At 43.3% G+C, this 26339-nt stretch carries 30 protein-coding genes; 7 read left to right on the forward strand and 23 right to left on the reverse strand.

What is annotated here, in order from left to right:
- The first annotated feature begins 96 nt into the window (after positions 1-96).
- A complete protein-coding gene (locus BO219_RS10575) occupies positions 97-1302 on the forward strand; it encodes a nucleotidyltransferase (protein ID WP_077429503.1) in 1206 nt (401 codons plus the stop codon).
- Here the strand turns inward: BO219_RS10575 and BO219_RS10580 are convergent.
- Together BO219_RS10580 and BO219_RS10585 are read right to left on the reverse strand one after the other, a co-directional pair.
- Positions 1294-2307, reverse strand: coding sequence for a SepM family pheromone-processing serine protease (locus BO219_RS10580; RefSeq protein ID WP_077429504.1), 1014 nt, complete (start codon positions 2305-2307; stop codon positions 1294-1296). The two genes, BO219_RS10575 and BO219_RS10580, sit on opposite strands and share 9 nt — an antisense overlap.
- A complete protein-coding gene (locus BO219_RS10585; protein WP_035020294.1) occupies positions 2304-3080 on the reverse strand; it encodes a patatin-like phospholipase family protein in 777 nt (258 codons plus the stop codon). Before BO219_RS10585 ends, BO219_RS10580 begins: the two co-directional genes overlap by 4 nt.
- Before the next feature lie 99 nt (positions 3081-3179).
- On the opposite strand from BO219_RS10585, the gene ylbJ reads away from it, so the two are divergent.
- Positions 3180-4385 carry a sporulation integral membrane protein YlbJ gene (gene ylbJ / locus BO219_RS10590; RefSeq protein WP_077429505.1) on the forward strand — a complete coding sequence of 402 codons (1206 nt, stop codon included), beginning with the start codon at positions 3180-3182 and terminating at the stop codon, positions 4383-4385.
- On the opposite strand, the gene coaD is transcribed toward ylbJ, so the two are convergent.
- From coaD to BO219_RS10605, 3 genes are all read right to left on the reverse strand, one after another.
- Positions 4382-4879 carry a pantetheine-phosphate adenylyltransferase gene (gene coaD / locus BO219_RS10595; RefSeq protein WP_077429506.1) on the reverse strand — a complete coding sequence of 166 codons (498 nt, stop codon included), beginning with the start codon at positions 4877-4879 and terminating at the stop codon, positions 4382-4384. The genes ylbJ and coaD overlap by 4 nt on opposite strands.
- Before the next feature lie 2 nt (positions 4880-4881).
- Positions 4882-5448: a 16S rRNA (guanine(966)-N(2))-methyltransferase RsmD gene (gene rsmD / locus BO219_RS10600; protein ID WP_077429507.1), complete on the reverse strand. Its 567-nt coding sequence runs from the start codon at positions 5446-5448 to the stop codon at positions 4882-4884.
- A gap of 276 nt (positions 5449-5724) precedes the next feature.
- On the reverse strand, positions 5725-7053 hold the full coding sequence (locus BO219_RS10605) for a hypothetical protein (RefSeq protein ID WP_077429508.1): 1329 nt from the start codon (positions 7051-7053) through the stop codon (positions 5725-5727).
- Positions 7054-7196: 143 nt separating this feature from the next.
- Between BO219_RS10605 and BO219_RS10610 the strand changes: the two genes are divergently transcribed.
- Entirely contained in the window at positions 7197-7586 is a 390-nt protein-coding gene (locus tag BO219_RS10610) for a DUF7147 family protein (RefSeq protein WP_004891245.1), read from the forward strand.
- A 38-nt stretch (positions 7587-7624) separates the two neighbouring features.
- Here the strand turns inward: BO219_RS10610 and BO219_RS10615 are convergent, their stop codons facing one another.
- The 7 genes from BO219_RS10615 to BO219_RS10645 form a co-directional block, all read right to left on the reverse strand.
- Entirely contained in the window at positions 7625-7891 is a 267-nt protein-coding gene (locus BO219_RS10615) for a YlbG family protein (RefSeq protein WP_004891246.1), read from the reverse strand.
- Positions 7892-7911: 20 nt separating this feature from the next.
- Complete coding sequence (locus BO219_RS10620) at positions 7912-8361, reverse strand: YlbF/YmcA family competence regulator (RefSeq protein ID WP_035020289.1); 450 nt, start codon at positions 8359-8361, stop codon at positions 7912-7914.
- Between the two features lie 71 nt (positions 8362-8432).
- The gene (locus BO219_RS10625) at positions 8433-8801 is read right to left on the reverse strand and encodes a hypothetical protein (RefSeq protein WP_077429509.1); all 369 of its coding nucleotides are present in this window, start codon (positions 8799-8801) and stop codon (positions 8433-8435) included.
- 35 nt (positions 8802-8836) lie between these two features.
- On the reverse strand, positions 8837-9079 hold the full coding sequence (locus BO219_RS10630; protein WP_077429510.1) for a YlbE-like family protein: 243 nt from the start codon (positions 9077-9079) through the stop codon (positions 8837-8839).
- 11 nt (positions 9080-9090) lie between these two features.
- The gene (locus BO219_RS10635) at positions 9091-9420 is read right to left on the reverse strand and encodes a YlbD family protein (protein ID WP_077429511.1); all 330 of its coding nucleotides are present in this window, start codon (positions 9418-9420) and stop codon (positions 9091-9093) included.
- 65 nt (positions 9421-9485) lie between these two features.
- Positions 9486-10496, reverse strand: a complete 1011-nt coding sequence (locus BO219_RS10640) for a CAP domain-containing protein (protein WP_077429512.1) — start codon at positions 10494-10496, stop codon at positions 9486-9488.
- 103 nt (positions 10497-10599) lie between these two features.
- Positions 10600-11016 carry a CBS domain-containing protein gene (locus BO219_RS10645; RefSeq protein ID WP_077429513.1) on the reverse strand — a complete coding sequence of 139 codons (417 nt, stop codon included), beginning with the start codon at positions 11014-11016 and terminating at the stop codon, positions 10600-10602.
- A gap of 131 nt (positions 11017-11147) precedes the next feature.
- Here BO219_RS10645 and BO219_RS10650 point away from each other — a divergent pair, with 131 nt between their 5' ends.
- Complete coding sequence (locus BO219_RS10650; RefSeq protein WP_077429514.1) at positions 11148-11507, forward strand: YugN family protein; 360 nt, start codon at positions 11148-11150, stop codon at positions 11505-11507.
- 6 nt (positions 11508-11513) lie between these two features.
- Here BO219_RS10650 and BO219_RS10655 read toward each other — a convergent pair whose 3' ends face one another.
- Positions 11514-11774 carry a hypothetical protein gene (locus tag BO219_RS10655; protein WP_077429515.1) on the reverse strand — a complete coding sequence of 87 codons (261 nt, stop codon included), beginning with the start codon at positions 11772-11774 and terminating at the stop codon, positions 11514-11516.
- A 25-nt stretch (positions 11775-11799) separates the two neighbouring features.
- On the opposite strand from BO219_RS10655, the gene ytvI reads away from it, so the two are divergent.
- On the forward strand, positions 11800-12879 hold the full coding sequence (gene ytvI, locus BO219_RS10660) for a sporulation integral membrane protein YtvI (RefSeq protein ID WP_077429516.1): 1080 nt from the start codon (positions 11800-11802) through the stop codon (positions 12877-12879).
- A 25-nt stretch (positions 12880-12904) separates the two neighbouring features.
- On the opposite strand, the gene BO219_RS10665 is transcribed toward ytvI, so the two are convergent.
- The 7 genes from BO219_RS10665 to cyoE form a co-directional block, all read right to left on the reverse strand.
- The gene (locus BO219_RS10665) at positions 12905-13369 is read right to left on the reverse strand and encodes a DUF420 domain-containing protein (protein ID WP_077429517.1); all 465 of its coding nucleotides are present in this window, start codon (positions 13367-13369) and stop codon (positions 12905-12907) included.
- A gap of 21 nt (positions 13370-13390) precedes the next feature.
- The gene (gene ctaG / locus BO219_RS10670; protein ID WP_077429518.1) at positions 13391-14260 is read right to left on the reverse strand and encodes a cytochrome c oxidase assembly factor CtaG; all 870 of its coding nucleotides are present in this window, start codon (positions 14258-14260) and stop codon (positions 13391-13393) included.
- A gap of 83 nt (positions 14261-14343) precedes the next feature.
- On the reverse strand, positions 14344-14676 hold the full coding sequence (ctaF, locus tag BO219_RS10675; protein ID WP_077429519.1) for a cytochrome c oxidase subunit IVB: 333 nt from the start codon (positions 14674-14676) through the stop codon (positions 14344-14346).
- A 4-nt stretch (positions 14677-14680) separates the two neighbouring features.
- Positions 14681-15301 (reverse strand): cytochrome (ubi)quinol oxidase subunit III, encoded by a 621-nt coding sequence (locus BO219_RS10680; RefSeq protein ID WP_077429520.1) that lies wholly within the window; start codon positions 15299-15301, stop codon positions 14681-14683.
- Positions 15301-17169 (reverse strand): cytochrome c oxidase subunit I, encoded by a 1869-nt coding sequence (gene ctaD / locus BO219_RS10685; RefSeq protein WP_077429521.1) that lies wholly within the window; start codon positions 17167-17169, stop codon positions 15301-15303. Before ctaD ends, BO219_RS10680 begins: the two co-directional genes overlap by 1 nt.
- Before the next feature lie 29 nt (positions 17170-17198).
- Positions 17199-18263, reverse strand: coding sequence for a cytochrome c oxidase subunit II (gene coxB / locus BO219_RS10690; protein ID WP_077429522.1), 1065 nt, complete (start codon positions 18261-18263; stop codon positions 17199-17201).
- 86 nt (positions 18264-18349) lie between these two features.
- Entirely contained in the window at positions 18350-19255 is a 906-nt protein-coding gene (gene cyoE, locus BO219_RS10695) for a heme o synthase (RefSeq protein WP_077429523.1), read from the reverse strand.
- 378 nt (positions 19256-19633) lie between these two features.
- Between cyoE and BO219_RS10700 the strand changes: the two genes are divergently transcribed.
- A complete protein-coding gene (locus BO219_RS10700) occupies positions 19634-20581 on the forward strand; it encodes a COX15/CtaA family protein (protein ID WP_198936685.1) in 948 nt (315 codons plus the stop codon).
- Positions 20582-20605: 24 nt separating this feature from the next.
- Here BO219_RS10700 and pyc read toward each other — a convergent pair whose 3' ends face one another.
- The 3 genes from pyc to BO219_RS10715 all read right to left on the reverse strand — a co-directional run bounded on the left by pyc (position 20606) and on the right by BO219_RS10715 (position 25681).
- Entirely contained in the window at positions 20606-24046 is a 3441-nt protein-coding gene (gene pyc / locus BO219_RS10705; RefSeq protein WP_077429525.1) for a pyruvate carboxylase, read from the reverse strand.
- A gap of 64 nt (positions 24047-24110) precedes the next feature.
- Positions 24111-25316, reverse strand: a complete 1206-nt coding sequence (ftsW, locus tag BO219_RS10710) for a putative lipid II flippase FtsW (protein ID WP_077429526.1) — start codon at positions 25314-25316, stop codon at positions 24111-24113.
- A gap of 74 nt (positions 25317-25390) precedes the next feature.
- Complete coding sequence (locus BO219_RS10715) at positions 25391-25681, reverse strand: Fpa/YlaN family protein (RefSeq protein ID WP_004891276.1); 291 nt, start codon at positions 25679-25681, stop codon at positions 25391-25393.
- A 140-nt stretch (positions 25682-25821) separates the two neighbouring features.
- On the opposite strand from BO219_RS10715, the gene BO219_RS10720 reads away from it, so the two are divergent.
- Entirely contained in the window at positions 25822-26316 is a 495-nt protein-coding gene (locus BO219_RS10720; RefSeq protein ID WP_077429527.1) for a molybdopterin-binding protein, read from the forward strand.
- Positions 26317-26339: the final 23 nt, after the last annotated feature.

Here is a 26339-nt window from a genome sequence, read left to right on the forward strand (position 1 = left end):
CGGTTTTGTCAATATTTTTTCTTTACACTACTTCCATTATAATCAGCTTATACTCACTGTATCACGTTTTACATAAAAAAGAAAGGTGGACAATACATGAAAGCGGTCGGCATCGTTGTCGAATACAATCCGTTTCATAACGGGCATTTATATCATGTGCAACAAACGAGAAAAAAAACGAGCGCAGATTGCGTCATCGCCGTCATGAGTAGCTCATTTACACAACGGGGCGAACCGGCGATCGTACCGAAATGGGAGCGCGCTCGCATGGCGCTTGCAGGCGGCGTCGATCTCGTCGTTGAACTTCCTTATACGTTTGCTGTTCAAACAGCTGAATGGTTCGCTCAAGGGGCTATTTCGATTCTCGATGCGCTTTTTTGCGAGCAATTATGTTTCGGAAGCGAGGATGGAAGCATCGAACCGTTTATAAAAACGGCTCAACTTCTCGTTTATGAAAAAGAGCAACATAACGAAAAAGTAAAACAATATATGCAACAAGGTATCAACTATGCAAAAGCGTATACGCTGGCCCTTCATGACATTGGTCACGATACGCTTGACGTTTCACAACCGAACAACATTTTAGGGTTACATTACGTCAAGGCGATTATCGAACAACGAAGCAAGATGATGCCAGAAACGATTCAACGAACGGTTGCTCATTATCACGATGAAACGCTTCCAGCAAACGATAACATTGCGAGCGCAACGAGCATTCGTCGCTTTTTACAGGTTAGTTATGACGATGTCGCACGCTACGTTCCGCATACAACATATGAAACGTTACAAACGTATCGCCATACGTATATGACGTGGCACGATTGGAAAAAATATTTTCCGTTTTTAAAATACCGACTATTGACGATGGAAGTAGACGACATTCAACAAATTGCTGAAGTGGAAGAAGGAATTGAATATCGACTAAAAAAAGCAATCATTCACGCCACGTCATTTCACGATTTTCTTTCGGCTGTCAAAACGAAACGATATACGTGGACACGATTGCAACGTATATGCACCCATATATTAACGAACGTCACGAAAAAAGAAATAGCGAAAGCAATCGAAAACAAGCGTGCAACATACGTTCGTCCGCTAGCGATGAACGAAACAGGGAGAGCGTATTTGCAAGAAGTTAAAAAGCGCATGACGTTGCCGCTTGTGACAAGCGCCAAACAAATGAGACACGATCCGATATATCAAATAGAAAAAAAAGCGACGCAGGCGTATTTTTCGATTTTGCCTGAGCCGCTTTGTTCGGAAGCGTTACAGCGCGAGTATAAAACTCCGCCGTTACGATAATTTTTGTAAAAATTGAACGGCATCATCAAACGTATCAACAGGTACAATTTTCATGTTTGTGCCAATATCTTTCGCTGTTTTGACCGCTTCTTTATAATTGGAATGTTTCGCTCCGCGTTCGTTCGGCGCGAAAAAAATGTCCGCTCCTGCTTTATGAGCAGCGATCACTTTTTGAGAAATGCCGCCGATCGGTCCGACTTCGCCGTCGATGTTGATCGTTCCGGTACCAGCGATGCGATACCCTTTCGTTAAATCTTCTCGGATCAATTGATTGTACACTTCAAGCGCAAACATAAGCCCAGCGGACGGTCCGCCAATTTGATCGGATTCAATGCGGACAGGCGGATCGGTAACGATATCGCGGTCGGTCATGACGGAAAGTCCGAGACCGACGCGATGCTTTTCTTTTGGAAACGGCGCAAGCGTCAACGTTGCTGTTTTTTCTTTTCCTGATCGTTTATACGTAATTCGGACGCGATCTCCTTTTTTCTTTCCGCTTACGTATTGAATAAATTCGTCTGCGTCGTTGAGACGTTGCCCGTCAATCGCAACTAATTGATCGCCGCTTTTCAGCACGTTTGAAGCTGGCATGCCATCAACGACATATAACACATACACCCCTTTATTTCGATACGAAAACGATTTGTTTGCTTTGTTATAGGCAACGGCAATCGCCGTTTCTTTTGAATTTTCCATCATTTTTAATTGGCGATGCGTATATTCTTCGTCGCTTTCCCCTTCTTGTCTTACTTCATCCATGCGGTACAACTCGTTATATTTACTCACATGCGCAAGCATAAACGAAAAAAGATTGGCTTGCCCCATGCGAACGGTCGTTAACATAAATTGTCCTTTTTCTTTATAGCCGCCTTGCACTTCAACGAGCGGACGTAACGGTTCCGCCGTTCCAGGCATCGTCACGTAATACGGCAAGTGAAAAAAAGTCGCAAAAGCGAGTAGTAGTGCAACGATGATCGTAATTCGAATATACCGTCTTTTATTCATTGTTTAAACCCCTTCTCTGCAAGCAATTGACGAATGATCGGAAGCTGTTGGCGCGTTGCTTCTTCTCCCATTTGAATCATCTCTTTCGCATGGGTAAACGCATACGAGCTATAACGCTCAAGCGATGGACGAATGACGACATCCGCTTGGGCGATACGGTGGGAAGCAAGTTCAGCTTGAATAATATCTAAACTTTGTAAAATGACATCAAAAATTGAGGTGATCGTATCGTTTTTTTTCACGGAAGCGACGTCGACAGCGATGACGACGTCAGCTCCCATGTCGCGTACGACGGCCGCTGGTACGCGATCGATCACTCCGCCGTCCACGAGCAGACGCCCGTTCCATCGCTCTGGCACGAAAATGCCCGGAATGGAAATGCTGGCGCGCACCGCATCTGCTATACTTCCTTTGCGAAACACAACTTTCTCCCCTTTTTGTAAATCGGTCGCCACGATCGCAAGCGGAATACGGGCGTCTTCAATACGCTTTTGTTTTGTCATGACCGAAATGAAATGTTTAATTTGACGCCCGGCAACGAGTCCCATTTTCGGGACTGTCCAATCGATGTAATCGTTGCGTCGAAACGCTGTCGCGAGCCGATATAATCGTTCCGTTGTCATGCCTGATGCGTACAACGCACCAACGAGCGCCCCCATGCTACTTCCGGCGATCATATGAATCGGAATGTTTTCTTCTTCCAACACTTTAATGACCCCGGCATGCGCAAAGCCGCGCGCACCGCCCGAACCTAACGCCAACCCGATTTTCATTCCTGCTCCCCCTTCCTGTTCAATACTATGGTCTAAAATGTCCACATATACTCGTATATTAAAACGAGTACGATCGGCAAATGAGGAGGCTAACGAACGATGAAAGAAAAATGGAAAACATTGCTGTTATCATCGATCATTATTTGTTTATGTATCGCATTACTTCGCTATCCGCAACATTCATTTGAAGCGGCGGTGCGTGGATTGCATATGTGGTGGGATGTCGTCTTCCCATCTCTTCTTCCTTTTTTTATTGTATCAGAAATTTTGATCGGCTTTGGCGTCGTTCATTTTCTCGGCGTATTGCTTGAGCCGTTCATGCGTCCGCTATTTAAAGTGCCGGGCATCGGCGGATTTGTTTGGGCGATGGGCATGGCTTCGGGATACCCTGCCGGTGCAAAACTGACTGCTCGCCTAAGACAGCAACAACAGCTTTCCGCCATCGAGGCGGAACGGCTCGTCTCGTTCACAAACTCATCCAATCCACTTTTTATTTTCGGAGCGATTTCCGTCGGTTTTTTTCATAATCCGAACATCGGCATCATTCTTGCTTTGTCTCATTATCTCGGCAACATTTGCGTCGGGCTGATGATGCGCTTTTACGGAAAAGACGAAAGCAACGCGGTTCAAAAACAAACAAAAAGCCTTTTGCGCCAAGCGTTTCGCGCCATGCATGAAACGCGCTTAAAACATAGCCAAGCCATCGGAAAGCTGCTTGGGGATGCGGTTCGTTCCTCCATTCAAACGCTTTTAATGATCGGTGGATTTATTATTTTATTTTCTGTTTTGAATAAGCTACTTTATATTACAAACATAACGAAATGGCTAGCCGACATCGTACGATACGCCTTAGCGCTTTTCCATTTGCCTAGCGAATTAAGCGTTCCATTCATCGCCGGGTTGTTTGAAATTACGCTCGGCAGCCAAATGGCAAGTGAGGCAACAAACGCAACGCTATTACAAAAAGTCATTATTACAAGCTTTATTCTTGCTTTTGGCGGTTTTTCCGTCCAAGCTCAAGTCGCAAGCATTTTAGCGGAAGCACATATTCGCTTTCAACCGTTTTTTATCGCTCGTATATTTCACGGTTTCTTTGCTGCTTTTTTCGCATTCATTCTTTGGAAACCGCTGTATGTTCAGCCGCTTGAGTCGGCAGAAACGTTGCCTGTTTGGCTTCCGGAAGCGACGATCCGTTGGCCGATATTATACATACATTGGATCGAGCAATATGGCTTTTTTGTGACTGCAATCGCATGTTTCCTATATGTCTTTTCGGCTTTCCGACGTGAAAAACCACCTGTTTAAAGGTGGTCTTCTGCATGAGCAAACTTTTTTCGGAGCGCTTCTTCGACAACTTTTGGCACAAGCTCGGAAATGTTGCCGTTATATTTCGCGACTTCTTTCACGATGCTTGAGCTTAAAAAGGAGTATTGGTTGTTTGTCATCATAAAAAACGTTTCAATTTGCTCATTTAATATGCGATTCATCGATGTAATTTGCATTTCGTATTCAAAATCGGAAACAGCACGCAAGCCGCGCAAAATGGCGCTTGCGTGTTTGCTTTTCGCATAGTCAACAAGCAAACCTTGATAACTGTCAACGACGACGTTATGTAAATCTTTTGTTACTTCTTCTAGCAGCTGCACTCGCTCTTCTGCTGAAAATAACGGTTTTTTTGATGAATTGTTTAATACGACAACATACACTTTGTCAAACACTTTCGCTCCGCGGCGAATAATATCTAAATGTCCATATGTGACAGGATCAAAGCTTCCTGGGCATACCGCAATACTCGCCATCTTTATTCTCCTTCCTCATCTACGTAAGCGTAAATCGATACAGCCGTAATGCCATACGTTTCGTGTTTCACTTTTGTTAAACGACCGATGTGAATGGGAAGCTCGACTTCCGCATCATGTTCCGCAACAAGAAAGCCGTCTCGTTGTAAAAGCTGATGCGCATCAACGATCGCGATAAGCGCTTCCAACTGTTTATTTTTATAAGGCGGATCAAGAAAAATTAAGCGAAAGGTCAACCCTCTTTTTATAATTGCCTTTAACGCGCGTTCGGCATCGTTGCGATAAATTTCCGCTTGATCGGTCAAACGACAGGCAGCGACGTTTTTTTTTATCGTTTGCACCGCTTTTGCGTCATGATCGACGAAAATAACGCGATCTAATCCGCGACTTAACGCTTCGATGCCAAGTCCACCGCTTCCGCCAAATAAATCAAGCCCAAGTCCGCCGGAAAAATACGGACCGATCATATTAAACATCGCTTCTTTCACTTTATCTGTCGTTGGACGTGTCGTCATTCCCGGAACGGCTTGAAGCGATTTACCTTTACACTTCCCTGATATGACTCTCATCGTATTTCACCTCGCTTTTATGATCATAGCATAACCGACGAAATGGACAATCATTGTAAGGAAAAAAATGATGGGGATGTATACAATGCGAAACAATGGTCATACTGTTAGTAACAACATCGTTAATGATGTTGTTGCCAACCACGGAGAAGACTTACGTTCCCCATAAGTTCTTCCTCCGGTTTCTCCTCTCCCTTTTTTCCTTCTCTTTTTCGGCTTGTTCGAAAAAGAATGGAAGGGACCCTGCGGCATATGCCACAGGGCATTTTTTTTGCCTTACTGACCAACCACGTGTATTTCTTCAGCCGTTTCGCTAATGTAGACGGAAAACCATTTCGGAAATTCCGTCCGTTCAATGTATAGCGTCCCGTTCCATTCTCGAATGACTGCATTTGTGCTGTTTGTAAAAAATCGCCAACGAGCATTCCCTTTTTCAATAAATACCGCTTCTCCCGAACGTTGAACAGTATAGCCGAGCGTGCGCATAATCGGAATAAACGGAAACAGTTGTTGATCGTCTTTTAATAAAACGTGAGCGTTTGGCAATTTCACGTCATTGACGACGAGCATTTTTCGCTCTGTAAACGTCATGTATGGTTCCTCGTTTTGAAAAAATGTCGTGTTTCCTTCGTACGCTTCGCCTAGCCATTCGTCTAATTTTTTCAACGTCAACGGCTGACCGTCATTTTTAGTGACTAGCGTCCAAAACGTTTGTTGTTGTTCTTTCGTTAACGTTTGTTGCAATTGCTGAAAAACAAGTTTCGCTCTTTTTGTCATCGGCTCCGTTTTCGTCATATATGAAACGAGCAAGTCCCATATCCAATCGGGAACAGTGCTATTTGGAAACCGATGCTGTAACTGCACGCGAACGTAAGCGCGCTGTGTGTCAGAAACGGAAGCTGTATCCGAGATAATGACGAACGTCGGCGTCATATATTGCAGACGCGATGAAGTAACAATTAACGTTTGCACATCGCTTTCTTTCCAAAACGATAACGCTGTTTCGTGAAGCGGTTTTGTCGCGTATATGACTAAATCACCGTTAAACGTTGGCTGCAACGGTTGCGATTGAAAATAAAGCGGAACGGTTTGTCCGCCTTTTTTCTCCCACATGAAAAAAGAAAAAGACGGTTTATAGACGTAACCAACGAGCTTTCCGTCTGCTGCCCATACCCCTTTCGGATGAACAACATCGGTGAGCGATACGTTCGTTTGTTGCGGCTGTGTCGTATGAAAATAAACGAGCCATTGTTGAATGAAAAGCGGTTCTTTTGGAACAATCGACACGCGATAAGTGAGCGAAAGTGTATTTGTTTTCGATGCGTCGACGATCGTTTTCCCATTTTTTTGTTCGACGCACGTTTTTTTCTTCGCACAAGAAATGTTTGTCACTTCTTTTGGCACCGTCACTTCATATGTGTCAGCAACCGCACCGCGTATATGATGAACGACTTCGATCGTTTTTCCAGTAAATGTTGCTTCAATATCATGTTGCAACACTGATTGTTTCGTCGCTTCCGTATGATATTCGTCCCATTGGTAATATAAAGCTCCTGCGCTAACGCCAAGGAAAAGGAGCATTGAAATAAAAGTTACTTTCCACATACGATAGCTCCTCATTCAGCAGTTTATATTATAACAATAGCAAAATTTCGCTGCATTGTCATACACCGTTTTCACTAATTGTCGAAAAAAGTTGAACGTGTTAAAGTAAATGAGGGAATACAACATAAAGTGAGGGAATGGTGATGATTCAACGTTTTATTGAATTAGGGGAAGGATATTCTGACATTTATGAGTTAATTGAAATTGCGAAATCAAACCGTCATCGTTTATCGGGTTTGTTTGCTTTTCATACGATGAAAGATGGCAAGGCGCTCACGTCGTTCGTCGTCGTGCTTCATCCGACAGATCCTGGCGACTTTCAACCGCTATACATTTGCCGTGAAGGCATTCCACACCCGTCTGTGAAAGTGACAAAACGATATGAGTTGTTCCTCGATTTAGCGAAGGAACTGAATCAAGAAATCATTCATTTGGACGTCAAACCGTCTAACTTTTTTGCGGACTTACAATTGTACTATCAGCATTTAATCGGCATTATGCGCATGAATCGATTTATTCCGCCACTACAGTAAGAAAAGCGAAAAGGATGTCAGCGATTGACATCCTTTTTTTATATGCCGTATTCGTATTCTCTCTCTTTGTCTGCTTTTGATTCGAATTCAACTTTCACATACGGGCGATATGAAGGTTCGACGCGTTTAACAAACGGAAGCGAAGCGAGTTTTCGCATCGTCTCTTCTGCTTCGTCCATATTGCAATATAAAACGGCGTATTTTAACCGTTTCGATACGTAATGAACGTTTCCGTATTTCCGCAACTGTTTACTATGTTTTAACGAATACAGCCAAACGATAATGCCTTGACGCATTGGAAACATAAAAATCCCATCCCCCTTTTTCACTTCGTCCGACAGCCACACGCGCCACCAGATCCGCATCCTCCACCGCAAGATAAAGAATCGAAATACGGATTTCCTGTCGGCACTTTAATGTTTTCAGATACGGCTCGACCGATCATCGTACTAATTTCATCTAACAGCGACTGCATGTCTTTTTCTGCTTGTTTAAACGCGGCAATCGGACCGTATAAATCCAGTTCACGTTTTGCCTCACGCACTTGCTTTGTGACTTCTTTGTAGTCTGGATGATATTTGCCAAAACGCTGCACCTCTTCGTACCGTTCTTTTAGCTGAACGAATCGGCGAATAAGTTGCTGCGCTTTTTCATCTTGTTGCATATGATAAAAACAGCGACGGTATTCCTCCGCCACGTCTGATTCGACAATCATTTTGCCAAGCTCTTCAGCAAAGTCTAACAACTGTAATCGTTCGATCGTTGCTACAATCACGAGCAACACCTCCACAACGGTATCATAACATGATTTCGCCAACAAAACAAATAAGTCTGGTTGCCCCAGACTTATGAAATCGTCACCGTAAATTCATGTGAGATGTTATATTTACTTGCATCGTTATGGACAAGTTCCAACCGAATCACATGTTTTCCAACAGGCAACCCACGAATAACAAAAGCCGCCGTTGTCGTTTCGCCCACTCGTTTCCCGTTCACGTAAATATATATGCGTCCTTGTCCGTCTTTTTTCGGATGCGTTCCTTTTGTAAACGTAAACTGATCGACAATACATTCGACAAATACGTTATTTCCTTTGACGAGATGTTTCACAAATAACGTTTGTTTTTGCTCAGCAAAAACGATTGTGCTGTCATGATGAACATACGTAGAAAACAAAAGCGCAATACATAAAAAAAAGAAGCGCAACACTTTCACCATCCTTTCATAGTGATAGTGTTTGCGTTTCTCGCTTAATTATGAGTGTCCTTCATCAGTTTCATCATCGCCATCATCATGTTTGCCATTTCGATCGTTTGAACGACTTGTTCGACTTTATGCGGCAACGTTTGTTTATAATAGTGACGCATTTGTTTTTCCATCTCTTTTATATCCAGCGGGCGTCTTGCTAGCCGGCGATACCATATCGGTTGCTCGCGTAAAAATTGATGAAGCTTTGGCTTCGCTACAATGTATTCGTATACGTCTTTTCTCATCGCCTATCTCCTTAATCTTTTCGAAACGAAAACGGATCTTTTTTCGTCTGTTGCATTTGGCGGACGACTTCTTGGATGGATGCAATCGCTTGTTGAACGTTTGTAATGTACGTTTGAAGTTCATTAACATCAAGGTGTTTGACGTAACTGGCTAGCTTTTGCATCAAATCCCCTTGATCTTGTTTGACATCGCTTGAGCGATATTCGTCCCACATGTCATCGTCTTCGCCAAACACATACCAATCGTTATATAACTCTTTCCACGTCTTTTTCCCTTGGCGCACCTCTTCAATCAGTTTCGGATGGTTTTTCACAAACTGTTTAAATTGTTCGATGGACATATCGGTCGCTCCTTCCTTGTTTGTTTGCCTATCATATATTACGACCGAACAGCCAATGCGTGCGCCTATTTTGGCTCAGAAAAAGGACGAATAAAGTTTTGCGTATAATGACGTTTATATACACCAACGCCTAAATGCGTCAACTCAGCATTTAACAACGTTTGCCGATGACTACGGCTGTTAAGCCACGCTTCGACAACCGCCGGTCCATCGACATATTCCGAGGCGATATTTTCTCCCGCTAATTCAAAACGAACGTTTGCTTTCGTCAACCGCTGTTGTAAATCTCCGTTCGTTGGCGATTCGTGCGCAAAAAAATCATTTCCTGCCATATCTTTACTATGTCCGTACGCCACTTCCGCCACGCGCTCATCCCATTTAAGCGGTGGAACACCGTGACGAATGCGCATGACGTTTGTAATCTCAAAAATTTGTTGTGCATTTGCTTGCTCGACTTGTTTTTCGAGCGTTTCATCCATTTCTATGCTCGGTAACGGACCGCGATATTCAAGTTCATATGGACGAAGCTTCACTAACGTTTCTCCGTCGACCCAGCGAATGCTTGATAATTTGCCGGTAAAACGATCAATATACAATTGTACGTAAACGTCGTCAAACGAAAGAAGCGGTTGAATGAGTAAATCTTCTTCTGTCAGTTGAAAGCGATATACCCCATCGTCCAGTTGCACATGAATTGTATCGTGAAGCGGCATCGTTTGTAATAGCTCGTTAATCGAGCGATCGAACTGAAACGGGGCAACGTTGACTTCCGGTCCACATGCATAAATTGTGACAACCCGTCCGTCAACAATACCGATTTGCATATACGTTTTCGGGTCGTTATATACCCACCATACGTAACCGTAAGCGGACGGATCGATACGTGCTGGTTGTCCGAATGTTTGTTTCACTTCTTCTTCTGTTTTTCCAATCCATGTACCAAGCCCTTGTACAACAGTTTTCTCGCTCGTTTGTTCACTCATGATCGATGTATCGTTTAAAGGGGCTTGTTCATCTGTTGGGAAAAAAGAAAAAATAAAAATAAAGATCGTAATTAGAGCAATGATCCAACGCATTCATCATTCTCCCTTAGCTATTGTATGTACTTCCATTATATACAGCTTGTCTACATTGCAACACTAAAAAATAAAGGCTATGCAAAAAACATAGCCTTCGTGCTTAGTGATATTGTGAGATTTCAGATAACGCTTCCCCTGCTTGTTCGTCGCTTGCTTCATGAATCGCTAAGTCGCCAAGCGACATCATGCCAACTAACGTCTCGCCTTCGACAACAGGCAAACGACGAATTTGATGTTTTGCCATCAACCGAGCCGCTTCCTCTACGGACGCGTTTGGTGAAATCGTCACGAGCTGTTCGCTCATCACTTCTGTCACCGCTGTTGAACCTGGTTTCTTTTCTGCGATACCGCGTATGACTAAATCGCGGTCCGTCACAATGCCGATGAGACGATTTCCATCTGTAATCGGAATAGCGCCGACGTTATAATCGCGCATTTTTACCGCTGCTTCGTACATATTATCTAGCGGTGTACAACATTCGACTTCTGTTGTCATCATTTCTTTTACTTTTGGCATGTGCATCTCTCCTTTCGTACATTAGTTTCACCAAAATCGGAACAATTATAAAGCTCGTCATTGAAAGTTATGCGCTTTCGTACTATTATTAATGGAGGAATGTTTTATTTTACATAAGGGGGACTTAAACGATGCGCTTCGAAAATACAGGTATTGAAAATCAAACAGCGCCATTAACACGTTTAGATGACTTAATGGAAAGCCTCGGCTTCGTACGTGCCGGTCAATGGGATTACGATCGTGTCACATATGACCGCAAATTTGAAATTAAAAATGACGTCTTTTATTTACGTGTGCAAGGTTATGCGATTGAAGGAGACGTTGGTGGTCGCCATGCGGTCATTAAACTGATGAAGCCGTTGCTTGGCAAGCATTATTATCCACATGGTGTCGAATATGGTGAGGGAGAGAACTTCCCTTCATCATTAGTAAACCAATGTGAAGCTCTTTTAGCAAAAGTGAAAGAAGGTCTTGCAACTATAAACGCATGAGCGCGCTCATGCGTTTTTTCCGTCAACGAGACGACGGACGTACAGGTGAACAGAAACAACCTCTTTTCCTGTCATGTCGTATATGTCATCGATCACTTGTTTTTGAATACGTTCACATAAGGTGAGCATATGATCGCACACTTTGAAAGAGACGGTCATATGAATCGTCAGTCCGTTATGCAGGGCATATACTTTCGTTTCTTCTAATATGACATCATCAAATAGTTGTACACTCATTGCAGCAATCGTTATAATAGGTTTATGCATATACATCCTCCATAAGATTTATGAAATGAAAGCAGGTGTCGTTTCGTTGTTTGAGAAAATTCCAAAGCGGTCCGTATACATGGTCCTTATTTTACTTGCGATCGTCTTATTGACATACTGGGTCGCTCCAATTGCTGTTCCGATTTTATTTGCGTTTATTACAGCTATTTTTTTAGAGCCTGCCGTCAAAGTGGCACAACAGCGGATCGGGTTCAAACGGCAGTCCGCCACGCTTCTTGTATTTAGCTTATTTACGTTATTTATGTTTTTGAGCGGCTATTTTATTATTACAAAAATTGTGACGGAAGCGTTTCATTTTTTTAGACATTCACCACTATACTTAAATGAAATGATCGCAGGTTGGAACGAGCTTGTTGCACGCTGGTACAAGCAGACGGAAAAATTGCCGCCGTTCGTTGTAGCGGAACTGAGCCATCAAGTCGATTTATTTTTAACAAAGTTAAAGACGCAACTAACGGCTTCGCTCAGCTTTCATAAAGTGAGTGCGCTCGTGGCGAATGTTCCAACGTTTTTAATTAACTTTCTCGTGTATTTAATTACTTTATTTTTATTTATGCATGACTTACCGAAAATACGCGAAGCGATTTTTTCACATTTAACAGAAGAAACGAAAGAAAAAGTGCATTTTATGTTGTCGCGTCTATCGTATGTCGTATTCGGTTTTTGGAAAGCGCAATTTCTCGTGAGTTTAATTATTTTTGCCGTTTCGTTAGTCGGATTGTTATTAATTACACCGAAAGTTGCGTTATTTACTGCTTTTATTATTTGGGTGATTGACTTTATTCCAATTATCGGTTCGATCGTCATTATGGCACCTTGGGCCATTTTCCACTTTGTTACAGGCGATACAGTACTAGCAACTAAACTATCGATTCTCGGCGTCATTTTGCTTATTTTACGTCGAACAATTGAGCCAAAAGTCATGGGGGCGCATATCGGTTTATCGCCGCTTGCAACGCTTATTTCCATGTATTTAGGTGTGAAAATGATGGGGGCACTCGGGCTTATTTTATTCCCGCTTTTACTCATCGCCCTAAAATCAGCGAAAGAAGCAGGCATCATTAAATTTAACTTTAAATTGTAAAAGAGGGTGAACTGTCACCCTCTTTTTAAAATCCTAAAATCGCTTTAATGACCGATGTCGTTTCACCGCCGCGGTAAAAGACGTATAACAACAAATACACAACAACGCCTGTTGTCGCGGTGAAAAACCAAACGATGCTTGTTATCGGACCAATTTTTTTATGGCGTACCCAATTTTTTTTCACTGCAGATAGCAACGTCACGATGCCAAATACAGCACCGGCAGTCGCTAAAAAAATGTGAAAAAATAAAAAGAGTGTGTAGTAAATTTTCAAATGATCCGGCCCACCAAAGCTTGTATTTCCAATGAAAATCGTACGTGATAAATAAATGATGAAAAATGCTAGTGCAAAAGCTGCGGCAAGCCACATCGTTTTTTCATGCTTTTTCACTTGCTTTTGTCGAATGAAATACCAGCCAACCGCAACAAGAATGGCACTAACGACAATAAAGCTTGTACTAATCGTAGGTAAAATCGGTAACGAACCCATCGTATTCCCTCTCCTATTTGATCATTTTGTCGTCTGAACAGCGACGTGTTCTTCATCTCTTTCTTTTCGATACCATTCAATAAAAATGAAAAATAACATAACCCCATACACAATTTCTTGAATAATTTTCATTAAAACGCCACCGAGCTGTTGATCGTGTAACAGAGACATCGAGCTAAACATTTCCGGTCCGCTCAATTCAAGTGACGCTAATGTCGTTTGCGGCACACAAAGCGCTAACGCGTTCATCCAAGCAGCTGGATCGTAATATGTGGCATACAACGGTGTATCGGCGAAAATAATAAGCGCACAAGCAGGTGTAAGCAATACACCATCAGCGAAAATATAACCAACTTTTTTCACACCCGATAATCTCGGAAAACCATGAACGTCGTTCACAAGTGGCCACCACATCATCATTGCCGCAATAAAAATAGCTGTCGTCATGAGCGCGTGAAGCCACATATTCGTTTTCACGGCATCGAAAATAAATGGCACATGGTATAACGAAAATGTACCATTAAACAAAAACAATGCAATGAGCGGCTTCGTAGTAAAAGCAACAATGGAACGAATCATTCGAATGCGTAATACTGCTTCAAACATCCATGAAGGAATACCTTTAATAAGAAGTGGTGGAACGATTAAATAAAGAACAGCCATTTGCGTCATATGCGCACTAAACATTAAATGACCTAACAAATCGACAGGAGAACCTTTACAAATATAAAGCAAAACAATCGCAGTCACAAACAACGTTTTTTGTTTCGTCGTCGTCGGCTGTTTTGAACGGTTTACGAGCCAAAAATAAACGATCGTTACAGCGACTAAAGAAACGAAAAAGTACGGACTCCACATCGCTTCAAAACCGAATATACTTAACGGCATCATACTCACCTCGCTTTTTCTCCAACTTTATTATACTACAAACATAACAAACGTGAAAAGAAAAGAAGCTAGCCAATGCTAGCTTCTTAAATCCAGACGATTGTTAAAAACGCCCAAATCGTAATAAACGCCACGGCTACCCCGCCGTACAAGAAAAGCGCTGGAAGTTCATGCCCTTTATGGCTCATATGCATGAAGTAATATAGCTGGAAAATGACTTGCACGACCGCTAACAATAAAATGAACGGTACAGAAAACCAAGCAGAAAATCCTTCATATCCAACCGCAAAAAAGGCGATAAGCGTTAAAAAGATCATTAACGTAAACGAAATGATTTGATGTTTCATTTCTTCCGCGTTCTTTTTGCGGCGATATTGTACATCTACTTTTGGGTTTTGTACATGTGTATGATTTGCCATACAATCACCCCACCATTCCCATTAAGTATACGACCGTGAAAATGAACACCCAAACGACGTCGATAAAGTGCCAATATAAGCTCGCAACATAAAACTTCGGTGCATTATATAAGTTTAACCCACGTTTCGCGTTACGAACCATTAGTGTAACAATCCAAAGCAAACCGAACGCCACGTGGACACCATGTGTTCCGACAAGCGTATAAAACGCTGAAGAAAACGCACTTGTTGAAAATTTAAATCCTTCATGTACGTACTCTGTAAACTCGTAAATTTCAAGCGCTAAAAAGGCTGCGCCGAGCAATACGGTAATGCCGAGCCAAAGCTGCATTTTTTTGAAGTCGAAGTTGCGCATATGATGCATTGCATATACGCTCGTTAAACTGCTCGTTAAAAGCAACATCGTCGCTAAAAAGACGATCGGCATTTGGAACAGTTCTTTTCCAGATGGTCCTCCTGCCACAGAGTCTTTTAACGCCAAATATGTGGCGAAGAGAGAGGCGAACAATACCGTCTCTCCACCGAGGAAAAACCAAAAACCTAAAAACTTATTTTTCCCTTCGAGGGTTGCTTTTTCTGGCTCTGCCGGGAACGTCTCCGGCGTTAATTTTTCTTCCACATGCATTATGCCCCAGCCCCCTTTTTCTCTGCTTCCATTACTTCTTCTTTAGGAATGTGGAAGCCGTGGTCATCAATAATTGAACGGAAGAACATGGCAACTAGCGTGATCAGTAACCCGATAATACCAACAGGTAATCCCCAACCGTAGTCGTTATGGAATAAGAAGCCTAACGCTGAAATGAATAGACCTAACGACATAACGAACGGCAAAATTGTAGGGTTTGGCATATGAATATCGCCAAGCGGCTCTGCTGGCGTTAAGCCTTTTTTGCCTTCCATCTTTTCAATCCAATATGCATCTAATCCGCGCACAAGTGGCGTTTGCGCAAAGTTGTATTCTGGCAATGGAGAAGGTACCGCCCATTCAAGCGTACGCCCATCTTCCCACGGATCGTTGCCAACGCGTTTTCCTTTTACTGTGGTGATGACAACGTTTGCTAATAACACGATTGTACCTGCTGCCATGAAAAATGCACCGACTGTACTAATCATGTTTCCTGTTTCAAATCCTTGACCAGGTAAGAATGTGAATACGCGACGAGGCATTCCCATTAAGCCAAGGAAATGTTGAATAAAGAATGTTAAATGGAAACCAGTGAAGAACAACCAGAATGTCACTTTTCCTAATTTTTCATCTAACATTTTACCAAACATTTTTGGCCACCAGTAGTGAGCACCTGCTAGTAGCGCGAAAACAACCCCACCGACGATAACGTAGTGGAAGTGCGCAACGACGAAATAGCTATCGTGATATTGATAGTCTGCCGCTGCTGCAGCGTTCATAACCCCTGTAACCCCACCGATAACGAACGATGGAATGAACGCGACGGCATACATCATTGGCGTTGTAAAGCGAATGCTTCCGCCCCACATCGTAAACAACCAGTTGAAAATTTTAATTCCTGTAGGAACGGCAATCGCCATCGTTGCAACTGCAAAGATCGCGTTGGCAATTGGCCCCATACCAACCGTAAACATATGGTGCGCCCACACCATGAAGCCTAAAAATCCGATTAATACTGTCGCAAATACCATCGAAGAGTAACCGAATAAACGTTTACGTGAAAACGTCGCAAAAATTTCTGAGAAAATACCGAACGCTGGCAATACGAGAATGTATACTTCTGGGTGACCGAAAATCCAGAACAAGTGCTCCCAAATGATCGTATTTCCACCAAGCGCTGGATCAAAGAAGTTTCCACCGAACAAGCGATCCATCATCATGAAAATTAAACCGACTGTTAATGGTGGGAACGCGAATAAAATAAGCGCAGATGTGACAAACGTCGCCCATGTAAACATCGGCATGCGCATATATGTCATTCCCGGTGCGCGCATGTTGATAATCGTGACGAGGAAGTTAATTCCACCGATTAACGTTCCTAAACCGGAAATTTGTAAACCTAATACGTAAAAGTCGATCCCGTGTGTTGGTGATGCAAGCGACAACGATGCGTAAGATGTCCAACCCGCATCTGGTGCTCCACCTAAAAACCACGATAAGTTTAAAAACACACCACCGAAGAAAAATAACCAAAAACCGAGCGAATTTAAAAATGGGAACGCAACGTCACGCGCACCGATTTGAATCGGTACAACGGCGTTCATCATCGCAAACACGAGCGGCATCGCCGCAAGGAAAATCATCGTCGTTCCGTGCATCGTTAACACTTCATTGTAGAAGCCCGCACTAATGAAGTCGTTGTTTGGTACGGCGAGCTGAATGCGAATAATCATCGCTTCCAAACCACCGAGCAAGAAAAAAAACCCACCGGCGATTAAGTACAAAATCGCAATCTTTTTATGGTCTACTGTCGTTAAGTAGTCCCAAATGACTGCGCCGACACCTTGTTTTCGAGCTAACGTACTCACAGTTTAACCTCCCTTTATCAATAATCCCCTTACTCAACAGACAATGTCATTAAGTATTTTGTTAATGCTTCTAACTCTTCGTCAGATAATGACGGATATGTTCCTGTCATTTTGTTGCCTGGCTTAATTTTTTCTGGGTCTTTTAACCAAGCTTTTAAGTTTTCTTCATTATGTTCTAAAATACCCGCAATGCGAGAACGATCTGCAAAGTCCGCTAAGTTTGGCGCAAGGCGCGCTTGCTCAGGGCGACCATCGACCGGCGTGACCGCGTGACAGCCAATACAGCTTTTGTTGAAAATTTCTTCTCCCCGTTGCACAACTGGATCTGTTGAAGCAACAGGCTGTGCATTTTTCATTTTTTCTACCCATTGATCAAACTCAGCGCGAGGAATGGCCTTTACTTTAAAGTCCATCAATGCATGGGACGGGCCGCAAAGCTCCGCACATTTTCCGTAAAATAGACGCCCTGCCTCTTCGGCGCGTTTTTCATCAAATGTGAGGAAAAATTGGTTTGTATTATCTGTATTTGTATCCATTTTTCCTCCAGCCGCTGGAATCCAGAACGAGTGCTTGACGTCGGATGCTTTCAAATTGAAATACACGCGTTCACCTGTTGGAACAACTAAGTCTTGACTAGTAATAATGCCATAATCCGGGTACTCAAACTCCCACCAGTACAAGTTCGCACGAACGTTGACGACAACGACGTCGCGTTCTTTTTTGTTCATCGGTTTTACATCCGCAAGCTTAAACGTGTATAAAACCGTTGGAACAGCTAGAATGATTAGTAAAATAATCGGAATAACTGTCCAAATGATTTCAAGCGTATGGCTTCCTTCCACTTGTTTTGGAATTTTGTTTTCCTCCCCTTTACGGCGACGGAAGCGAGTCACAACGTAAAGGAAGATGATTGTTACAACCGCAATGACGATGACCATGATGGCCGTGCTGAGCAGCATAAGGTCGTACTGCATGTCAGCTACTTCTCCTGCTGGTTGAAGCGTCGATAAAAACGGCTTGCCGCAACCAGCTAGCAAAAGCGCCATGGCGGAGATAAGAGAAACCAAGCGCCAATTTCGTAGCCACTTTTTCATAGCCTAATCAAACCCCTCTTTCGATTATGAAGTAAAGTGAAATATATACATTCTTTCTTTACAAAAAGAAAGAATTGTAAACCTCTTTAATCAATTGTTACGATCACCATTGTGACAAACAAAATCGTTAAATAGTTGAGCGAATAAATAAACATCCATTTCGCCCATTTCATATCGTCTTTCATTTTAAAACCAGCTAGTCCGAGCGCTAGCCAACCGACGTTCAACAACGTGGCAATCACTAAAAACGGAACGCCTAATGAAAATAAGTAAAATGGAAGTGGTAAAAGCGCCACGATCCAAACGACGATTTGCCGCTTTGTCACTTCAAATCCGTGAACGACCGGCAACATCGGAATGCCCGCTGCGCGATATTCTTCACATCGCTTCATCGCCAGCGCCAAAAAGTGCGGCGGCTGCCATAAAAACATAAGCAGAAACAAAATAATAGGAACGATATGGAAAGAGTCATCGACCGCCGTCCAACCGATCACAGGCGGAACAGCACCTGAAATGCTCCCGATGACCGTATTGAACGTATTGCTTCGCTTAGACCACATCGTATATAAAAAGACGTACGTCACAACGCCAACTAATCCAATGATGGCGGCGGTGACAGTCGTCATAAGCAAACTGATCGTACCGACCGCGACAAGAAGAATGCCGAACCAGAGTACGCGCTTCGGCTCTACGCTTCCGCTTACCGTCGGACGATTTTTCGTCCGCTCCATTAAGTGATCGATGTCGCGATCAATAAAGTTATTTAATGCGCACGAACCTGCAATGACGAGGGCGGATCCAATAAGCGCGAAAAACACGATATGCAAATTGCTTAAAAATCCTTTTCCGGTAAAATGAAGGGCTAACCAAAGTCCCGTAAATGTCGTAATTAAATTCGAGTTCACGATACCAATTTTTACAACAGCTAATACATCTTTGAACACGCCTGATTGTAGCTTTGTCGGTTTGACATCTTCGACTACATCCGCCATGTGCCACCACTCCTCCCTTATGCCTTTGAAGGCGTTTCCAATCTATACACGATAACGATATGTCGTCTCTGTATATTAAAACACATTTCTTCGTCAATTTGTGAACTTTTTTTGTCTTAATTGTGTCGAATTTGTGTCAAAATGATATTGTTACGATGAGAACATTGAAAAAACACCGCATTTATATTTCTAGCAAACTCCGCACAAATATTCAACCATATTTGCAACGATTGCTATATTGTAAAATAATAAAACTTTGCGCTTTTCGACATTTTCCGCTAATATGAGAGTAGAATTTTTCACACGTATTTCACATTTATTATACAGTTTTTACTAGGCATTTGCTAGATCAAATTTCGCATTAAGGAAGTGAATACATTGCAGCGGCTTTTAAAATGGTTTGCAGTAGCGACAACAATCGGCATGCTTTTCGTCTTAATTGGCGGCGCGCTCGTCACAAAAACAGGCTCAGGCATGGGGTGCGGTCGTTCGTGGCCGCTTTGTCACGGACAGCTCATCCCATCCAACATTACGGTAGAATTGCTTATCGAATTAAGCCACCGTGTTGTCTCTGGCGTCGTTGGATTGATGGTATTGATTTTATCGATTTGGGCTTGGAAAGCGATCGGTCATATTCGTGAAACGAAGTTTTTGGCGATCGTGTCGTTTGTTTTTCTCGTCTTACAAGGGTTGATCGGCGCTGCCGCGGTCGTATGGGGCCAATCGGACGTTGTGCTAGCGCTTCATTTTGGCATTTCGCTCATTTCATTTGCGGCCGTCTTTTTATTGACGTTGTTTATTTTTGAAGTCGATAAAAAATTTGATGCCGCATCCGTCGTGCTTGATCGTACGATGAAATTTCATATTTACGGCATTATTGCGTATTGCTATATCGTCGTATATACAGGCGCGCTCGTGCGCCATAAACAAGCGAGTTTAGCGTGCCCGAGCTGGCCGTTTTGCGCACAAACAAGGTTGTTCCCAACCCAACTACATGAATGGGTGCAAATGGGTCACCGCTTCGCCGCGGGATTATTATTTATTTGGATTTTCATAGCAACGATATATGCGATGAAACGATATAAACAACAGCCAATTATGTATTGGGGCTGGCTGATTGCGTTCGTTCTCGTCACCTGCCAAGTTGTAACAGGAGCGCTCGTCGTCTTTACGGGACTAAATTTATACATCTCTCTAGCCCATGCGTTTTTCATCTCATGTTTGTTCGGTGTGCTTAGCTATTTTGTGCTATTAGCGACGCGCAGTAAAAAAGAGCACGACGTGCCGCAACGGGCGAGCGTCATGCCATCTACCTCTCTAAAATAAAAGAACGAGGCTTGCCTCGTTCTTTTATTTTTCCGCTAATTCAATTAACAAATCGCCCGTTTGAATGGCGTCGCCGCCTTGAACGTAAATGTCTTTTACAACACCTGAAAACGGTGCTTGCACCGTCGTTTCCATTTTCATCGCTTCGGTAATCATGAGATGATCGCCTTTTTTCACTTTTTCCCCTTTTTCAACGAGCACTTTTACAACCGTCCCTGGCATCGTTGCAGCAATATGGTTCGGATTGTTGCGATCGGCTTTCACGCGCGCGACAACTGTTGTTTTAATGCTTTCATCTTTAATGACTATTTCGCGCGGTTGACCGTTTAATTCAAAGTATACAATTCGCGTACCGTCCGCTTGCGGCTGACCGATGGAGACGAGTTTGACGATTAACGTTTTCCCTTTCTCAATTTCAACTTCAATTTCTTCACCAAGGCGCATGCCGTATAAAAACGTCGGCGTATCCAAAACAGATACATCCCCAAACTGCTCAACGGTGCGCGCATATTCAACGAACACTTTCGGATATAGCGCATAAGCGAGCACGTCGTAGTCTGTCACTTCGCGCTGGATGAGATGATACAGTTCTTCCCGTACCTTTTCAAAATCGACAGGCTCTAACAGCTCTCCAGGACGAACAGTAATCGGTTCGCGCCCTTTTAAAATGATGCGCTGCAACGTTTCTGGGAATCCGCCGTGCGGCTGACCGAGATATCCTTCAAACAGTTCAACAACCGAATCAGGGAAGTCAAGCGTGTCCCCGCGTTCGTAAATGTCCTGCTCGGTTAAATTGTTTTGTACCATATATAGCGCCATATCACCGACAACTTTCGATGACGGTGTCACTTTGACAATATCGCCAAATAAATCGTTGACGCGGCGATACATTTCTTTTACTTCGTCCCAGCGGTCTCCTAAACCGACAGCTTTCGCTTGTTGTTGAAGGTTGCTATATTGTCCGCCCGGCATTTCGTGCATATATACTTCCGTATGCGGTGCGTTCATGCCACTTTCAAAGTCAGCATAATATTGGCGCACATCTTCCCAATAGCGCGACAGTTTTTCAAGCGATGCGATATCGACTTCCGGGGCACGTTCCGTTCCTTCTAGCGCATAATAAAGCGTGTTGGCGCTCGGTTGGGACGTTAAACCAGCCATCGAGCTAACCGCAACGTCTACAATATCTACTCCTGCCTCGATCGCTTTGGCGTATGTGTAAATGCCGTTTCCACTCGTGTCGTGCGTATGCAAATGAATCGGAATGTCGACGACTTCTTTTAAAGCGGAAATGAACGTATACGCTGCTTGCGGCTTTAATAGCCCTGCCATGTCTTTAATCGCTAAAATGTGCGCACCTGCTTGTTCAAGCTCTTTCGCTAAGTTTTTATAGTAGTCGAGATTATATTTCGTGCGCGCAGGATCGAAAATATCGCCTGTATAGCAAATGGCTGCCTCCGCCACTTTTCCAGATTGACGTACTGCATCAATGGCAACAGTCATCCCTTTCACCCAGTTTAAACTGTCGAAAATGCGGAATACGTCAATGCCTGCTTCGGCTGATTTCGCCACGAACTCGCGAATGACGTTATCTGGATAGTTTTTATACCCAACGGCATTGGAAGCGCGAAGCAACATTTGAAACAGGACATTCGGAATTTTTTCACGCAATTGAATGAGGCGCTCCCACGGGTCTTCTTTTAAAAAGCGATACGCGACATCAAACGTCGCCCCGCCCCACATTTCCATCGAAAATAGTTGCGACCATAAACGCGCCGTCGGCTCAGCGATGCGCAACAAGTCGTTTGTGCGCACGCGCGTCGCTAAAAGCGATTGATGGGCATCACGAAACGTCGTATCCGTAAGCAATACACGGTTTTGCTCTTTAATCCATCGCACAAGCCCGTCCGCGCCATGTTCATCTAAAATATGTTTCGTCCCTTTCGGCATCGGTTCGATATAGCTCACTTTCGGGATGCGAGGAGGGTCAAAGACCGGCTTTTTCTTTTTTCCGATGCCCGGAAATCCGTTTACAGTTACTGTTCCGATATACGATAACAATTTCGTACCACGGTCTTTTCGTTTTGGGAAAATAAACAGCTCTGGCGTCGTATCAATAAACGATGTATCATATTCCCCTGTTAAAAACTTCGGATGTTGCACGACGTTTTCTAAAAACGGGATGTTCGTTTTAATGCCGCGAATACGAAACTCACGCAAGTTGCGTAACATTTTCGCCGCCGCTTGTTCAAACGTTAACGCCCATGTCGTCACTTTCACTAATAGCGAATCGTAATACGGGGTAATGACTGCTCCTTGAAAACTATTTCCGGTATCTAAGCGAACACCGAAACCACCACCTGAGCGATACGCCATAATTTTCCCTGTATCTGGCATAAAGTTATTTAGCGGATCTTCTGTTGTGACGCGTGACTGAATTGCATATCCGTGAACATGAATGTCTTCTTGCTTCGGAATGCCGACCTTTTCGCTATGTAGCGCATACCCTTCCGCAATTAAAATTTGCGACTGAACGATATCGATACCGGTAATCATTTCGGTAATCGTATGTTCAACTTGAATACGTGGGTTGACTTCAATAAAGTAAAATTCATCGCCAGAAACGAGAAATTCGACCGTTCCTGCGTTCACGTATTGCACGTTTTTCATAAGTTTGACTGCCGCTTCACAAATTTCTTCGCGAAGCTCCTTCGAGAGCGACACGCTCGGTGCGACTTCCACGACTTTTTGATGACGGCGCTGAACGGAACAGTCGCGATCGTATAAATGAACGATGTTGCCGTATGCATCACCTAAAATTTGCACTTCAATATGTTTTGGCTTTTCAATTAATTTTTCGACATACACATCGTCGCTACCGAATGCGGCTTTCGCTTCCGATTTGGCACGCTCATACGCTTCTTTTACTTCCGCTTGCGAGCGAACGATGCGCATGCCGCGACCACCACCGCCTAACGCCGCTTTAATGATCATCGGATAACCGTATGTCTCACCGAAGCGCACGACATCCTCCAAGCTTTGCACAGGGCCATCGCTTCCCGGAATGACCGGAATGCCCGCTTGTTTCGCTTGGTGGCGCGCTTTTACTTTATCGCCAAACATATTTAAATGCTCTTTTCGCGGTCCGATAAAAATGATGCCTTCTTCTTCGCATCGTTTCGCAAATTCGATGTTTTCCGATAAAAATCCGTATCCCGGATGAATTGCATCAACATCATGCATTTTTGCAATTTCGATAATGCCTTCGATATCTAAATACGCTTCAATCGGCTTTTTTCCTTCTCCAACTAAATACGCTTCATCCGCTTTATAACGATGGTACGATCCAGCATCTTCGCGCGAGTAAATGGCAACGGTGCGAATGCCAAGCTCGTTGCACGCACGAAAGACGCGAATCGCAATTTCGCCACGGTTAGCGACAAGTACTTTTTCAATACGCCTCATGTGCAATCCTCCCCCTATTCTTTATATAAAAACTATAACGAATTTTCTGTATTTGTAAATAGGATTACGAAAAAGAAACGTGATTTTTTTGAATATTGTTTTGTTTTTCTGTTTTATATTTTTCGTAGTTTGCGACAGCAGAAATGTTGGCAAGCACTCCCACAGACATCATAAGTAAAACGAGCGAAGAACCGCCGTAGCTCACAAATGGGAGCGTGACCCCTGTAATTGGAATAATGCCCGTTAACCCTCCAAGGTTGACGAACGCTTGAAAGCCAATCATCGTTGCGATGCCAATGGCTAATAAACTGCCAAATGCATCGTGACATTTTCTCGCAATAACAAAACCACGCAAGACGATGAACGACAATAAAAGAAGGACGAACGAAACACCAAATAACCCAAGCTCTTCCGCGATGACCGCCATAATGAAGTCGGTGTGTGCCTCTGGTAAATAGCCGTACTTTTGAATGCTTTGTCCAAGTCCAAGCCCTTTTAATCCTCCATTTCCGATCGCAATATACGAGTTGGTCAGTTGGTATCCTTCATCATCTGCATACTTAAACGGATGTAAAAAGCCGTCGATGCGTGATAGTCGCTCTTTTGTAAATACTCGATCGTATATAAACGGACCAGAAATGAGTGCAACGAGTCCAACGATCAAACTGAACAATAAAAACTGTTTCATTAACAGCCGTTTGCTTGCCGCAGAAGAAAAGATGATCGCCACGCAAATGACTCCGATAATCACCATCGTTCCAACGTCCGGCTGTAAAAAAATAAGCAAGCAAATAAACAGCATGTAATAAATCGGAAAAAGCACCTCTTGCGGCGATGTTTGTAGCTTTTTTTGTTTGTTTGCAAGCACCCCGCTTAAATATACAATTAAGCCAATTTTTGCAAACTCTGCGGGCTGAACGTTAACCGGACCGAGCTTAATCCAACTTGTCGCATTGTTCACTGTATGTCCAAGTAAAAGAACGTAAATGAGCGGCAAAGGCATAACGAAAAAAATGAATTGCAAAAACTTTTTGCGCGCATAATGTTTATACGGAACAAATGCAGTCAATAAAAAAACGACGACACCAATCATCCACGCCCATGTTTGTTTTTTGAAAAAATAATCGCTCGTTGTATGAAAGCGGACGACTGCAGTAATCATGCTCGCGCTATATACCATGACAAGCCCGAACAACGATAATAACAGCACCGAGATGATTAATGGATAATCATGATACTTCAAAAACGTTTTCAAGCGCATCTGCTCCATCTTCCTTTTCTCTTTCTTACTTGCATTGTACTACAAAACAGAAAAAACCCAAACGAAATTCGTTTGAGTTTTTGTCATTTTTTCTTCTTTTTCGTGCACGCTTCATGCAATGCCGAAAGCTCCCGCTCAAGTCGGTCTAAAATCGCCTTCCCGTCTTTTTCATCGACAAGCCCTAAGCGGACCGCAAAGTCAATTTCACGGGATAGCCCGAACATTTGCGTATCTAGCACTTCTTCATATAGCGGACATTGCGGCATCGTTAAATGATCCATTTGCACTTGAATCAGCTTCACAATTTTCTCCGCATCCGCTTGCAATAACGAATAGGCTCTTTCTCGAAAGTTTATCGCCACTTCAGGCGTCACGTTGACCCCTCCGTTCCGTACGTTCCTGTCTTTTCATCTTATCGTGAATACGAGAAAAATGCAAGCATCACGCCTCGGACGATTCGTTTTACAAATAAGCGCTTCCATCATATAATGGAAACGAGATAGGGGGAATAAAAATGATCATGATCATCAAAGGGAACGTTAAGTTTACGATTACACTCGACCCGAGCGTGTGGATTTTTGACGATCGCAAAGTAGATGTACATACTTATTTTACACGCCATCCAGAAATAGAACAACGAGAAGACAGCGACGACATTCAAAAAATTTCAGCATATTGGGATCGCGAAATTCAAGAAGGAGCTGTGTCCCCTCCAACGTTGCAAACAGAAAAGCAATTTGAAAAAGAAAAAATATTAACAGGCACGTTCGGCATGCCGTTCGCCCCGTTTTTGCGCAACGCGGAACCGAACGACGATGCAACACGTGTCACTATCGTCACAGAAAACGGTGATACGACGATCCCACTTACGGAAGCATATGAGCTGTTATTATGTTTTGCAAAAGAAGGCAAACCACTCAAAGAAGATGGACCTGTCCATATTTATTTCGGCGACGGCTCTAATCGCGACAATCCGATCACACACGTGCGGGCGTTTATCGTCGAGTGAAAAGAGGCGCTTCGCCTCTTTTC

This window comes from Anoxybacillus kestanbolensis (assembly GCF_001996285.1).
GTDB classification, from domain to species: domain Bacteria; phylum Bacillota; class Bacilli; order Bacillales; family Anoxybacillaceae; genus Anoxybacillus; species Anoxybacillus kestanbolensis_A.